The sequence below is a fragment of the Paenibacillus sp. 2KB_20 genome (genome assembly GCF_052115765.1).
Classification (GTDB): Bacteria; Bacillota; Bacilli; order Paenibacillales; family Paenibacillaceae; genus Paenibacillus_AQ.
Genome location: NZ_JBFRHH010000002.1, coordinates 258,641 through 272,812, shown reverse-complemented (window position 1 = coordinate 272,812; position 14,172 = coordinate 258,641). Strand labels below are relative to the sequence as shown.

The window sequence follows — 14,172 nt, the reverse complement described above, 5'->3', positions numbered from 1 at the left end:
GATAACCCGAGTAGCAGCTACTTTAGCTTTTATAGGAGGTGGTGGCTCTTAGGTTGCGCTCTTTTGACGTCTCTATTTTTGTGCGCTTTTTAAGGGGGAGACGGGTTGATTGGATGGGGGAATCCCCCCATCTTAGGATCCGCGTGCAGTTGAACCGGCCATTTGATGAAGTGGATAGACAGCAGTGATGAAGATGAATGATGAATAGATTCGAGAGGGGACAACAGATCATCTATGAAAAAGAAATCATGGTTGTTAATGTTACTGACCATATTTATGGTTATTACCACGGCTTGCGGAGGCGGCGGTGGAAGTGAAAGTGCCGGAGGAGAGGTTTCGCTCGACGATGTGGAAGCTGCTTCGATGGATATGAAGAATGATACAACGCCTGTCAAAATCCAGTACTGGCATGCCCATGCGGATGCTCAACTGGAAGGCTTGAACTACATGATCGCAGAGTTCCAGAAGAAGTACCCACATATTACGGTAGAACCGGTGTTCCAAGGCGGCTATCCTGATCTTCACAAAAAATTATCGGCTGCAGTAGCAGCGAACGATGTACCGGCCGTTACTAATGTTGAGGTATCTTCACTCGCTAACTTTGCGGATAGCGGCGTTTTTGCCGATCTGGGTCCGTGGATTAAGCGCGACGAAGTGAAGATGGACGATTTCGCTCAAGGTATGCTGAACGCTTATGCATACAACGGGAAACAATTCGGATTCCCTCTGATCGTCAGCACCAGCGTATTCGTCTACAACAAAACGATGCTGGACGAGCTGGGCGTAGAGCCTCCTGCGAAATGGGATGAGATCGAGGATTTCAATGCGAAAGTAACGAAAAAGGAAGGCGAAAAAACGACGCGTTATGCTTTCTCTGTTCCAGGTTGGGACACATGGTACTATGACCCGTGGAACATTAACGGCGGTGGACAAATTCTGACGGAGGACTTGAGTGCCTCGGCTGTCGAGAATGAGGATTCTCTCCGTTACCTCCAGAATTTCTACAAGTGGCAAAATGACGGCAGCATGCATATGGGCTTCGGTAAAGGGGCCTCCGATAATATGCGTCAAATGTTCCTGAACGGTGAAATCGCGATGGTACAACATACTTCCGCGATGCTGAAAATGTACCGCGAGAATGCGAACTTCGAGGTTGGAGTATCCTTCATCCCTGGTGATAAAGTACGGACCTCCAACATCGGCGGCGCGGGGATCGTCATGATGGACGGTGCCGAGGATCTGGAGAAGGAAGCGGCTTGGAAATTCATCGAGTTCATGACTTCGGCGGAGCAAAACATTAAGTGGGCTGAATCCGTTGGATACCTGCCGACAAGAAAATCCGCAATCGAGTCTGAGGAAGGCGATCAATATTTCGAAAGATGGCCGCAATACAGAGCGGTATACGAGCACTTTGACGAAGTGACACCGCGCATGCAGCACCCGGCTTACCCTGAATTCAGCGAAGTTTACAAAGAAGTCGTAGGGGAAATGGTGCTGAACAAAAAAGATCCGACACCACTTATGCAGGATGCAGCCAAGAAGATCAACGATATTCTGGCTGACTATGAGTGATGCCTATGGAGACCAATAAACATATGACAAAGGCGGCGTCCAATCGGGCGACCGCTTCGGTCTCTAAACGGATCTCCCATACGTTGATCGAGAAGTGGAAGGACTTCTCGTTTGCGGTCCCGGCGTTGTTATTCATGGGCGTGTTCCTGTATTATCCTCTGGGTTATTCCGTGTACATCAGCTTTACGAACTGGAATATGACGCGGCCCATGAAGAAGTTCGTGGGCGTCGATAACTATACGCGCTTGCTGTCAAACCCGGATTTCTATCACTCCTTGAAGGTCACGTTCTTGTACACTGTTATGGACGTAGTGTTCACGCTTGTCATCGGGCTACTGCTGGCGCTGCTGCTCAACGTGTCATCCTCACGGTTGTTCGGTTTCATGCGTGGCGTTATCTTCATGCCGTATTATGTCTCGATGGTTGTTGCCGCCATGGTATTTACCTGGATTTACAACGGGCAATATGGGTTGCTGAATTCCATTGTCTCCTGGTTCGGCATGGATCCGGTCGAATGGCTGACCAACCCTTCGACGGCATTGCCGGCGCTGGTTGCCGTTTCGATCTGGAAGGGCGTCGGCTTTGCGATGATTCTCTTTATTGCGGGCATGCGCGGGATTCCGGCCGAGTATTATGAGGCGGCTTCGATTGATGGAGCCAGCAAGTTCCGGCAGTTCCGCAACATTACGCTGCCGCTCTTGTCGCCTATGACACTGTTTCTTGTCATCACGAGCTTTATCTCCTCTATGCAGGTGTTCCAGTCCATTGACGTCATGACGGACGGCGGCCCGCTCAAGGCAACAAACGCGATTGTGTACTGGATCTATACGATGGCCTTTGATGAATTCAAAACAGGAAGAGCCTCGGCGCTTGTCATGATTCTGTTTGTAATCATATTGCTGTTAACATTGGTACAATGGGTGGTCAGCAGGAAGAAGGTGCACTATGAAGGATAATTATATGGCTGGGTCCGCCAAGTACCGAAAGACCATGATGGGGCTCCGTATCATCGGAGCTGTGATCGTGACGCTCGTCATGTTCTTTCCGGTATATTGGCTGCTGATCAGCGCGCTCAAGACACAGTCTGAGATGCGGATGGCCGTACCTACATTCTGGCCGGAAACCTTTGCCTGGCAGAACTTTGCCGAAGCCTTCCGGGTTATCCCGTATGCACGATTTTTTGGCAATACGCTGCTCATGGCGATCGGAACGATTATTCTGCAGCTGAACGTGGCGCTTATGGCGGCGTATGCATTTGCGAAGGGGAGATTCTGGGGACGGGACGCTCTATTCTTGCTCGTTCTCGCCGCATTGATCGTGCCGGAGCAGGTTATTTTCGTTCCGGTATACGTCATGATGTCCAAGCTGGATTGGCTGAATACATTCTGGGCGCTCATCGTGCCTCACGGGGCTTCCGCCTACGCGATATTCCTGCTCAGGCAGGCGTTCAAATCGATTAACAACGACGTGCTGGAAGCGGCACGCGTGGATGGAGCCGGTCGTTTCTCCATACTGTACAAGCTTTTATTCCCGATGGCGATGCCGACGATCGTTACCATGGGCGTGTTGATCTTCATCTCGTCCTGGAACTCGTATTTCTGGCCGCTAATCATGACTAATAACAACGACATGCGCGTGCTAACGGTAGGTATTGCGATGCTGAGGGACTCCATTGCCGGAAATGAAGCCATGTTCTTCAATGTCATTATGGCGTCCAGCGTTATGGCGATTATCCCGATCGTGCTGGTCTTTACGGTCATGCAGAAGCATATCGTGGCCGCGATGGCGAATTCGACGTTTAAATAACCACATAACCGGATGAAGCAGGTATTCTAGACGGTATGGAAACGGTGGTCAAGGATACACCGCCATGCCGTCTCTCTGTTTTCTCCCGAAGGTTATGATCTGCTGCAGACAGCAGGGATCGGAAGGTTCATGGCGAACAGTCCTATAGAGCTTCAAATGGCATCCCGATTACGTAACTCAGTCCGTTAACGTACGGTATTGGCCGTGATCGAGGCCATCAATCGACTTAAGTTTGGAGGGAATGGTACATGGAAGTACGGGGATTGGCTCATAGAGGGTATCCGCTGAAATACCCGGAGAACACGATGCTGGGCTTTCGGAAAGCGTTGGAGCTTGGCTTCTCGCACCTGGAACTGGATGTCCAGCTGACGAAGGACGGCGTGCCTGTTGTGATCCATGATCCAACGGTAAACCGGACGACCAACGGAACAGGGGCAATCAATGCCTTCACGCTGGATGAAATACGCAAGCTGGATGCAGGTTCAGGAGAGGTCATTCCCACGCTGGAGGAAGCTCTGCGCTTTGCCAAGGATCGGATGATCGTTGACATTGAGCTGAAGCAGATGGGGGATACCTATCCCGGCCTGGAACAAAAGGTTATTGACGTGATCAAGGATACAGGCATGGAGAAGCAGGTATTCCTCACTTCCTTCGATCATTATTCCATTGAACGAGCACGTTCCCTGGACCCTGAAATCGAGCTGGGCCTGGTGATATATGGAGCTACGCCATCGGTATTCCCTTACCTGGAGGAGATCGGCGCTCGTTATGTGTCCGTTAAATATGTGTACGTGACCCCTTCATTTATGGAGGAAGCGCGCAAGCGGGGGGTTCAGCTCATTGTCTGGACGCCGGATGATGAGGCTGTACTGGCATCTCTTGCCCAATACCCTGAGCTCTTGATCGTTACGAACAATCTGGAGGGCTGGGCCAGAGTATACAAGGAGAAGATTGCGCTGAATACGTAACGGCTCACGGAGCCGACGTGCGTGAATACTAAAATCGAAGGATCTGTCCTAAGTTGCGGCGTAGGGCGGATCCTTTTTTTGTGAAGAAGATTACAGCCGGTAATTCTATGTGTGTCCACTGCATGACCCAGCGGATTCGTACCATGGACGGCATCCATTTTTCTTTTATTGAAAATTCAATGAAAATTTTCAGTTGACCTGCGGACAATTGTCCGTTACAATAAAAAACGCATTACCGGACAATTGTCCGTGTATACAGAGATAAGGGAGGATAAGCTCTTGGATATGGGAGTGGGGCCAAGTTCGGCCAAGATTGATTTAAGTAAAATAAAGAGAGGGCCGATTGTTGCCGCGCTGATTATTGGCGCGTTCGTTTCCATCTTGAATGAGACACTGCTGAACATCGCTTTCCCAAGCTTGATGGAGCAGTTTGGTATTGGAGAGTCTACGGTACAGTGGCTTTCAACATCCTATATGCTGGTTGTCGGTATTCTGGTGCCAGTCACGGCGCTGCTGCAGCTGTGGTTCACGACAAGACAGATGTTTATAGGCGCCATGACGCTATTTCTTATAGGTACGATTATTTGCGGCTTTTCACCGGTATTTGGGGTGCTGCTGGTAGGGCGTATCCTGCAAGCGGTCGGAACGGGGCTTATGCTGCCGGTTCTGATGAACACGATACTTAGTATTTATCCGCCTCAGAATCGCGGAGCCGCCATGGGGATGATCGGTCTTGTCATCATGACTGCTCCGGCGATCGGACCGACGCTGTCCGGCTTGATCGTGGACGCGCTGAACTGGCGCTGGTTGTTCTATCTGGTTATTCCGCTTGCTGCGTTCTCCATTGCATTTGCAGCGGTTTTCCTTAAGAACGTATCGATCCTGACCAAGCCGAAGGTCGATTATATCTCGATTATTCTGTCTACTATCGGTTTTGGGGGTATCGTATATGGATTCAGCAGTGCCGGAGAAGGCACTTGGTCTGATCCGAAGGTAGTATGGTGCATTACGGCAGGGGCTATCAGCTTGCTGCTCTTCGTATGGCGCCAACTGAAGATGAAGGAACCGATGCTGGATCTGCGTACCTTCAAATTTCCGATGTTCTCGCTCGTAACCGTGCTGATGCTGGTGCTGATGATGAGCATGTTCTCCACCATGATCATGCTGCCATTGTTCCTGCAGAACGCACTGGGCTTAACTGCGCTTGCAGCTGGCCTTGTCATGATGCCAGGCGGTATCATCAACGGATTGATGGCGCCGATTACAGGAAAGCTATTCGATAAATTCGGACCGAGAGTTCTGATTATCCCGGGTCTTGCTCTCTTGAGCGTCGCCATTTTCCTGTTCTCGCGCATCGACTCTTCATGGACCGGTGGTTATGTCATCTTCCTTCATGTTATGATGATGATAGGGATTTCGATGGTTATGATGCCGGCCCAGACTACAGCGTTGAATCAGCTGCCGCGCTTGCTGTATCCGCATGGAACAGCCATCATGAATACACTGCAGCAGGTAGCAGGAGCCGTAGGTATGGCGCTCTTTATCAGCATCATGACAGCAGGTGCTAAAAATTACGTTGAAACAACCGGGGATCTCAATCCGGTAGAGAGCATGGTTGCCGGTCTTCATAATGCTTTTGTAATCGGACTTGTTCTTGCAATCATCGCTTTAGTACTGGGCTTATTTGTTAAACGTACAACTTCACCCGTTGAAGAAGAACAGTCTGCTGCATAAGGTTCCCGTGTGTTCAAATTAGAAAGGGATGCGTGCATTGCCGAAAGAGTATGACGAGTTGGGTCAAAAGATTTTGGATACGGCTCAGGCTTTATTTAATAAATACGGAGTCGAGGACGTCTCCATGCATCAAGTGGCGAAAACGGCCGGGATCGGGCAAGGCACCTTGTACCGCCGTTACCCCAGCAAGAGCAAGATTTGCTTCACGTTGATGGAAGCCAAGATCGATCGGTTTATGGAGGGGTTGGACGTTTACCTTCAGAGCAGCGAAGGTGAACCGGTGGCTCATCGGCTGCGGACGGTGATGACAAAGGTCATTCTGCATTTCAATGAAGATTTGGAGTGGCTAAGGGTGATGCTGACCTCTGACCGTCTGGAGGAAACCAAGAACATTATGTGCGAGAACCCGCCCTTCACGTTTTTGCGGTTCCAGATTAAGCGCCTGCTGGAGCGTGCGGCGGAGCAGGGAGTACTGATGCCGCTTGACCCTCAGTTTACCTCTGTGATGCTCGCATCTCTGCCGCGCGCGGATATCATTCTCTACATGCGTGATATGGGATACAGCGCGGAGCAGATTGCGGAGGAATATTGCAGAAGCTTTGTTGACCCGCTATTTATCCATCGCTAAGTCAGATAAAGAGGCCGTTTCGGAAGACTTGATAAGTCTATCCCGGAACGGCCTTTCTGCGTACTATCTTGCACATTCGCTTATCATTTCATTGCAACATTTGGCTAATACGCCCGTCAGTATAGTAGTACATGATAATTTAAGGCACCTAGAAAGGATGATGAGCATGAATAAACAATGGAAGAAGCAAGCGGCGACATTGATGGTTGCGGCCATCGCTGTCTCTGGTGGCGCAGCGGCTTATGCAGCACCCCAGGCTGGAGGCAACCAGGAACAACAATCGGTCGTGATATCGGCTGTAATTGATTATGGGGTTCTGGTTAACGGTAAGAAAGTGGCCGGCGCCGGTTATTTGAACGCCGATGTGAAGCAGGTCATGATCCCGCTGCGGAGCGTATCCGAGGCGCTCGGATTTGAACTGGGCTGGAATCAACAGGACCGCTCTGCGGAGCTGACTAAACCGGGATCCCCGATCTGGACCCTCGTTCAAACGGGGAAAGACCAGTATACGGTTAACAAAATGTACAAGTCCCTCGGCGCTGCGCCAGTAAATGTGAAGGGCACGCTCTATGTTCCGGCTAATTTCTTCAGCGAAGTGCTCCAAGCTAACGTATCGGTTGATGGCACTGAGGTGAGCATCTCGTCCGAAGAAGATGTTAAGAAGGAAACCGCGAGTGGTACAATCAGTGAAATTATTAATAATGAAGATCGTAAAGCCGTTCACATTAACGGCACGGGAACTGAAGGAATTGTTCTGAATGTGGATGAGACCACCGTCATCCGCGATGCGGAAGGCACGAAGATTGAGCTTAAGGATCTTGCGGAAGGGATGAAGATTGAAGCGGTTCACAGCATGGCGATGACCATGAGCCTGCCTCCTCAGACCTATGCATTTGAAATCAGCGTTAAATTGGACAAGGAAGAGACGGACCAGCTCGCTACAGCTGGTGTCATCACGAATATCAATGCCGATGGCGGCAATCTACGCGTAACGATTAAGGGTAAAGGGTTAACGGAACAATCGCCGAGCGAAGTAATCCTGAATCTGACACCCGAGACGGTCGTCGTGAATAAAGACGGTAAAACCTTGAAAGCTACTGAATTGACCGACGATGCGGAGATTATCGGTTATTACAGCCCCGTGCTGACCAAGAGCCTGCCTCCGATCGGCAATGCCATTAAAATCGTTCTTCAATAAGTCACGAACACAACAAGCCTGGCGGCAGCGCCAGGCTTGTTGTGGATCATTAATGATACAGGGGAGGGATCGGGATCTCCTTATCGTAGACGGTGATGTTTAAACGCTTCTGTTCATCGAGTGAAGCAAAGAACACCTGATCGAGCGGGATTCCCCGCTCATCCAGCTGAGTCTCCAGCCATTTCCCGGTAAGGTTTAATTTTTGGAGGGTGATCGTCTGAATGCGTCTTTCTTTGACGACGGCGTAAGAAAGCCCGGAATTCGGCCGTTTTAACTTCAGGTCCTCCAGCGTGACGGCGGTCTTCTCCATCTTTTTCAGTATGGATAAGACGCCACTCGGCTCCAATACCGCCATATCGACTTCAGCTATGTCAAATATCTGCTCCTCGCGCAGCATTTGCAAAATGTTATCGATGGAGTATCGGGCTTTTTTCATATTCGGATAAATGAACTGCCCGTCTTTAACGACAATCATCGGTTCGAACGTAATCCACTTGCCGATGCGCCGGCTCTTCACATGAAGGACAGAGGCTATCTTCTGTAACACGCCGATGGCGACGATCGCGAAGGCGGTATGGATATGTTCGATTTTTGGATCTGCGATGTCTGCTCCGATCACGGAACCGAGCGACAGGATGATGATGTAGTCAAACACGGGAAGCTCGCCGATGGAGCGGCGGCCCATGAATAAGGTAACGCCCAAGAGCAGCGGGTAGATGGTATAAATTCTTCCAAGCACTAACAGAAGATCTTTGAGGAGTTCCATGGCACAGACCCTTTCTGAAAATTTTACGGTCTTATTTAGAAGGGTTGGCCGATGCTATGAAAAATATGTATGCTCATCCAATTCTAAGATCCCATCGTGGCTATTGTCCGGTTCCGTAGGCGTAATCAACTTAGCCTTCGCATAGGCAGGTATATTCGTGCCATCCGCAGAATACTGTACAACAAAATCGTCCATGACGGATGGAGGGAAACGGATGAAGCGCAGTTGGGTGAATTCGCCGTATTCATTTTCGCTTGGCATGTTTGCCATGATGGTCCCGAGCCAGGCGTTCAGCTCCTTTTACATCTTTTTCTACGTGGATACATTGGGTCTAGGCATTGGGCTTGCATCCTTGGCACGAACCGTATTTCTGATCTGGGATGCGGTTAATAATCCGCTGATGGGGTATTGGTCCGATCGAACCAATACCCGGCTGGGACGGCGCAGGCCGTGGGTGTTCGGCGCCATTCCGCTGTTCATGCTGACCTTCGTGCTCGTGTTCTCGCCGCCGGAAGGGTTGTCGCAGAACGGACTATTTATGTGGTTTTTGGTTGCCCTTATCCTGTACGAAGCTGTTGCAACCGTATTATGGGTCAATTATGGAGCGCTGTTCCCCGAGCTGTTCCGCGGAGACCGCATCCGGGCAAAAGCCTCGGCCATCCAACAGGGCTACCAGGTCGTGGCACTATTGATCGGTACCGCGTTGACCCCGATTATTTATGACGCCATGGGGTTCTCGAATATGGCGATTCTGTACGCACTGCTGTTCGGCGTGTTTATGTTTCTCTGCATGATGAGCGTCCGAGAGCAGGAGGTGTACACCGCAAGTGAGCCGCTCAAACTTGTCCAAGCGTTCCGCGAAACCTTGCGCAATAAGAAGTTTTGGGTGTTTAACATCTCCAATTCCTTTGCCCAGACGGTAAATGGACTGATAAGCTCGACGATCCCATTTTATGCAAAATACGTGCTCAGCATCCCTGACAATCAAGTATCCATTCTGCTGGCAGCCGTGTTTGTATCAGTCATTCCGCTGGTATTCGTCTGGTATTGGATGATCCGAAGAATGGATGGTGTGAGAGCATGGCGGTTGTCGCTCGGCGTGTATGGCCTTTCGGTCATTCCGCTCTGGTTTGGTTACGATCTGATCAGCGGGATTCTGGCAGGCATCGGCGTTGGGTTCGGTCTGGCGGGATTTCTGGTAACGCCGGCCATGGTTAGCGGCAACATCATCGACGAGGATGCGGAGCGGACGGGGCTGCGCAGAGAGGGGATCTATACGGCTGTCAGCGGATTTATTACGCGTTCCAGCGGATTGATCTCTGCCCTGGCATTTTTTGTGGTAGGCATGATATTCGGATATGAAAGCGGTGATAATCCGGGAAGTGATCCGGAATCGACCTTCAGGTATTTGATCAGTGTCGTTCCATTGTGCTTGCTGGCTATTTCCTTTCTGTTATCGTTTGCAACCAAAATCGAATTTTCAAAAACTATAGGAGGCGGACACGACCATGGAGCGAAGACTGATCATTAACTGTGACGATTTCGGGCAAAGCAAGGCCATGAATGAGGCGATTCGCCATCTGCTGGAGGAGAACAAAGTCTCCTCAGCAACCATCATGACCGTGGCTCCCGGCTTTGAAGAGGCGGCCTCCTGGGCCGCACGCCGACGCCAATCCAATGTGGGGCTGCATCTGACCTTGACGAGCGAATTTGAGGCTCTGCGATGGCGCAGCTTGACGGGGCACTCCTCCCTTCATGACGCCAGCGGTCATCAATACCGGACCGTTCCGGAGTTTGAACGGGGGGCAGAGACAGGTGCTGTGTTAAAAGAGCTTGAGGCGCAGTACCGGCTGGCGAGCAAGGCCGGCATTCGGATCAGTCATGTGGATAATCATATGGGCAGCCTGTACGGGATGGAAACGGGGCGAAGCCTCATTCCGCAGATGCTGTGGAAGACTTCGCGTTGGCGTCTCCCCGCACGATTGTTCCGCTATATCTACCCGGAGGATCCGCTGCTCAGCTCGCTGCCGAATATCGAGCGTCCGGTTGCGCTCGCCTCAGGCCTTGCTGATACGTTTGGCGTGCCAATCCCGGATTATCTGCTCTCGCATCCGTTTCCTGTTGTCGAGGGAGAGACCTACGAAAGCTTCAAGCAATCGCTCATCGATAAGCTGTACAGACTTCCTGAAGGAGTCAGCGAAACCTATGTCCATCCAGGAGCGGAAGATGAATGGATGCTGGCGAATATCCCAAATTGGGAGAAGCGGGTATGGGAGTATCGGCTGCTGTTCGATGACGATTTTGCTTACGGACTCCGGGATGCCAAAGTGATCCTGACGGATTACCGCTATGTGGAAGAGCACTTAAAGCGGCCCCGGGTGCGCTCTGCCGTTAAACTGATGAAGGTCATGACGAAAAAATCGTGATATAGGCCTATACAGAAGAACAACCCCTGCCGCGGCACCGGCAAGGGTTGTTTGTGCTTTAAGTAGGATCGGCTTGCGCCGACATATGCTGCTCCGTATAACCTTACTTCGCTTCAGCTTCCAGCTTGGCGATCTGTTCCTTGTATTGGTCCAGCAATTTCGTCAGCGCCTTTTTGATAGAGTCGGAGTCCTTGGAATCCACCGCTTTGAAGAGATCGATTCTGGCATGGATGAACGCCAGATCCTCATCGTTGATCTTCACTTCGAAACTTGCTGCATCACTGATCTTCACTGCCGCGAAACTTGCTGTCTCGCCTTGGATCACGTCGTATTTCACTTCACCGGACTCTGCATTCACCATTTCGGCCCTTTCCAGCCTTATGCCTTCAAGCGGCGTGATAACGTCCTTAATCTGGGTTGCTTTGAATTCCTTGATGTCCCCGCTGTCTATTAATTCCTGGATATCTTTTGCCGGAGAAGTCTTCATAGCAACGGAAACCTCGAATTCGCCTTCAGCCACAACCGGCTTCATCTCTCCGGCAACTGCAGTTGTAGCGTCGGAGAAAAAGAATGTTCCCTCAGCTCCGGCAAGCTTGCCGTACTTCTCAAGCGTCTCCTTCCAATCCTGTACCGTTTCCGGTGCGTATTTCTCAGCCAATTCCAGCGGATTCGGCAGAATGGAGATGGTTGCAGTAGTTTTAAGAGGCGCGCTTTTGCCTGTTTGATTCGGTACGTCACTTGGGGTATCAGCACCAGAGGCATGTACGGGCAGGGCGGCTGATCCCAGCAGGGCAGCGGATAGGGCAAGTTTACCAAACAGTTTGTGTTTCATCGTATAACACTCCTTATCGGGTTGGTTTGTCTTACAGTACCCAGTGTACGAATCAGCATTGGCAGAACATTGGTGTATTTGTGGAAAAATAATGGCATTCCCCTTCATCATCCCGGAGCTTGGTATACTGGGAGGAGACGAAGCTCGGAGGTACATGGATATGAACCGAAATTATCTCATCGCCGTGATTGACGATGATCAGCATATACGAAATTTAGTGGAGGCTTATTTGCGCAAGGAAGGCTATCGAACCGTGGGCCTTGGCACGGCTGAGGAAGGGTGGGAGATGTGGAGAACGAACCCGCCGGATATGTGGGTGCTGGATATTATGCTGCCCGGCATGGACGGTTTCGAATTGTGCCGGCGGATCCGTGCGGAAGCCGAGGTCCCGATCATCATGATCTCTGCCAAGGATAGCGAAGTGGATAAAATACTGGGGCTTGAGCTGGGAAGCGACGACTATATGGTCAAACCATTCAGTCCCCGCGAGCTGGTTGCCCGAATCAAACGGCAGCTAAATCGATGGTACAAATTCAATCAGGCGGAGAGCGTTCCGCGGCTTGCGGCCGCTTCCCCGGAGCTTAGCAATGGACGGCTTCAGTTAATGCTGGAGGAGCGGCGCGTATTCTGGAACGGGGAAGAAGTGGATATGACGAACAAGGAATTCGAGATGCTAAAAGTGTTTGCCGAGCATCCGAACCGTGCGTTTACCAGGGACGAACTGCTGACCTCCGTATGGGGGGACGACTATTTTGGAAGCGACCGGGCGGTCGACCATCTCATCAAACGACTGCGAAAGAAAGTGGAGCAGCTGCCGATCGAGGCCATATGGGGACATGGATACCGAATGAGAACGGATGGGGAGGAAACGTTGATATGAAGCTGGTGCATCAGATCAATCTTGCTTTTGCTTTATCGCTAATACTCGTGCTTTCCGTTACGGCCGTTGTCATTCATTACGTGCTGCTGGATCACTTTATCGGTACGCAGCGCAAGGACATGCAGTCCATCGGTGCCGAACTATCGGCAAAGCTGGAGACGGCCGCCGCACAGAGTCTTCCAATCGATAGTACGCCGATTGCCGTCAGTGGTTATACTTCTTCGCGGATTGCGGATGTGGAAGTCATTATTCAAGATGCTCAAGGTAATGTGGTAGCTCCTATGGCAGCTGCTCATTCCTATCCATATACGGAGATAGCCCGAATTACGCCGGAAGACACGGCAACCTTCCAAATCGCGGCGAAGAGTGACATGTATCTGACAGAAGTCACGGCAGTTCCCCAAGGAACGGTAACGCTGATTACGCCGATCAGCAAGATCAAGGCCATTGAGCAGGCGCTGCTGGGGCGCTTGATGCTCGTATTTGGCGTAGGGGCCGTGATCATGGTGATCTTAAGCCTGTTCATTACCAAGAGGCTGATTAAGCCGCTTATGCATCTGCGCGAAGAATTGAAGAAGGTGAAGGAGCGCCAGTTCTCCGAAGTCCGGCGTGTGTCCGCAAGCGGGGAGATCGGCGCAGTTGCAGAGTCCGTCTACGAAATGGCGGGTGAGCTGGAGCGGTACAACCATGTGCAGAAGCAATTTTTCCAGAATGCCTCCCACGAGCTAAAGTCGCCGCTCATGTCCATATCCGGCTATGCGGAGGGAATTCGGGACGGGGTATTCGAAGGGGAAGAGATCCGCAAAGGGCTGGATATTATTATGAGTGAGAGCAGCCGCATGAAGAATATCGTAACCGAGATGACGCTGCTTGCGAAGCTGGATAGCGAGGATGATATATTTAAGGCAACGGCGGTCAATTTGAAGGAACTCGTGGAAGAAACGATCGAAAGAGTCAATCCGGTCTTGGTGAAAAAAGGACTGTTCGTGCATCCTTCATACGGCGATAACGAATCGTTAATGGTGTATGCTGACCGGGATAAGCTGCTGCAAGCGCTCCTGAACATCGTATCGAATGGAGCAAGGCACGCGAGCAAGCATATATACATTCAAGCCGGTATCCAAAATGGCCGGGTATTGCTCACCGTTTCCGATGATGGCGAAGGCATATCCGAGGAGCTGCTTCCGTATTTGTTCCACCGTTTCGTGAAGGGCAAGAACGGGGAATCCGGCCTGGGCTTGGCGATTGCCCGCGCCATCGTGGAACGCTGTGGAGGACTGATCACGGCGGGAAATCGGAAAGAGGGAGGAGCCGTCATCTCGTTAGGTTTTCCTCCGTATAGGAAGACAACCCTGGTCTAGT

13 protein-coding genes are annotated in these 14,172 nt (G+C 51.1%); 11 read left to right on the top strand and 2 right to left on the bottom strand.

Features of this window, described 5'->3' with window-relative positions; translation table 11 throughout:
- Positions 1 to 234: 234 nt before the first annotated feature.
- From AB4124_RS07100 to AB4124_RS07070, 7 genes are all read left to right on the top strand, one after another.
- Entirely contained in the window at positions 235 to 1,572 is a 1,338-nt protein-coding gene (locus tag AB4124_RS07100) for an ABC transporter substrate-binding protein (RefSeq protein ID WP_441972002.1), read from the top strand.
- Positions 1,572 to 2,528 carry a carbohydrate ABC transporter permease gene (locus AB4124_RS07095; protein ID WP_379414709.1) on the top strand — a complete coding sequence of 319 codons (957 nt, stop codon included), beginning with the start codon at positions 1,572 to 1,574 and terminating at the stop codon, positions 2,526 to 2,528. Before AB4124_RS07100 ends, AB4124_RS07095 begins: the two co-directional genes overlap by 1 nt.
- A complete protein-coding gene (locus AB4124_RS07090; RefSeq protein ID WP_441972000.1) occupies positions 2,518 to 3,378 on the top strand; it encodes a carbohydrate ABC transporter permease in 861 nt (286 codons plus the stop codon). The genes AB4124_RS07095 and AB4124_RS07090 overlap by 11 nt, the downstream gene beginning before the upstream one ends.
- Positions 3,379 to 3,626: 248 nt before the next feature.
- Positions 3,627 to 4,346 (top strand): glycerophosphodiester phosphodiesterase, encoded by a 720-nt coding sequence (locus AB4124_RS07085; protein WP_441971998.1) that lies wholly within the window; start codon positions 3,627 to 3,629, stop codon positions 4,344 to 4,346.
- Positions 4,347 to 4,631: 285 nt separating this feature from the next.
- Positions 4,632 to 6,080 (top strand): MDR family MFS transporter, encoded by a 1,449-nt coding sequence (locus tag AB4124_RS07080; protein ID WP_372238799.1) that lies wholly within the window; start codon positions 4,632 to 4,634, stop codon positions 6,078 to 6,080.
- Positions 6,081 to 6,108: 28 nt separating this feature from the next.
- Positions 6,109 to 6,708, top strand: a complete 600-nt coding sequence (locus AB4124_RS07075; RefSeq protein ID WP_379414701.1) for a TetR/AcrR family transcriptional regulator — start codon at positions 6,109 to 6,111, stop codon at positions 6,706 to 6,708.
- A gap of 166 nt (positions 6,709 to 6,874) precedes the next feature.
- Entirely contained in the window at positions 6,875 to 7,906 is a 1,032-nt protein-coding gene (locus tag AB4124_RS07070; RefSeq protein ID WP_441971996.1) for a copper amine oxidase N-terminal domain-containing protein, read from the top strand.
- 49 nt (positions 7,907 to 7,955) lie between these two features.
- On the opposite strand, the gene AB4124_RS07065 is transcribed toward AB4124_RS07070, so the two are convergent.
- A complete protein-coding gene (locus tag AB4124_RS07065; RefSeq protein ID WP_441971994.1) occupies positions 7,956 to 8,672 on the bottom strand; it encodes a DUF421 domain-containing protein in 717 nt (238 codons plus the stop codon).
- A 214-nt stretch (positions 8,673 to 8,886) separates the two neighbouring features.
- Between AB4124_RS07065 and AB4124_RS07060 the strand changes: the two genes are divergently transcribed.
- Together AB4124_RS07060 and AB4124_RS07055 are read left to right on the top strand one after the other, a co-directional pair.
- Complete coding sequence (locus AB4124_RS07060) at positions 8,887 to 10,203, top strand: MFS transporter (RefSeq protein ID WP_441971992.1); 1,317 nt, start codon at positions 8,887 to 8,889, stop codon at positions 10,201 to 10,203.
- On the top strand, positions 10,181 to 11,098 hold the full coding sequence (locus AB4124_RS07055; protein ID WP_430110508.1) for a polysaccharide deacetylase family protein: 918 nt from the start codon (positions 10,181 to 10,183) through the stop codon (positions 11,096 to 11,098). The genes AB4124_RS07060 and AB4124_RS07055 overlap by 23 nt, the downstream gene beginning before the upstream one ends.
- Before the next feature lie 103 nt (positions 11,099 to 11,201).
- Here AB4124_RS07055 and AB4124_RS07050 read toward each other — a convergent pair whose 3' ends face one another.
- Entirely contained in the window at positions 11,202 to 11,930 is a 729-nt protein-coding gene (locus AB4124_RS07050) for a hypothetical protein (RefSeq protein ID WP_441971990.1), read from the bottom strand.
- A gap of 160 nt (positions 11,931 to 12,090) precedes the next feature.
- Here AB4124_RS07050 and AB4124_RS07045 point away from each other — a divergent pair, with 160 nt between their 5' ends.
- Positions 12,091 to 12,810: a response regulator transcription factor gene (locus AB4124_RS07045; protein ID WP_441971988.1), complete on the top strand. Its 720-nt coding sequence runs from the start codon at positions 12,091 to 12,093 to the stop codon at positions 12,808 to 12,810.
- The gene (locus AB4124_RS07040) at positions 12,807 to 14,171 is read left to right on the top strand and encodes an ATP-binding protein (protein ID WP_441971986.1); all 1,365 of its coding nucleotides are present in this window, start codon (positions 12,807 to 12,809) and stop codon (positions 14,169 to 14,171) included. Before AB4124_RS07045 ends, AB4124_RS07040 begins: the two co-directional genes overlap by 4 nt.
- Position 14,172: the final 1 nt, after the last annotated feature.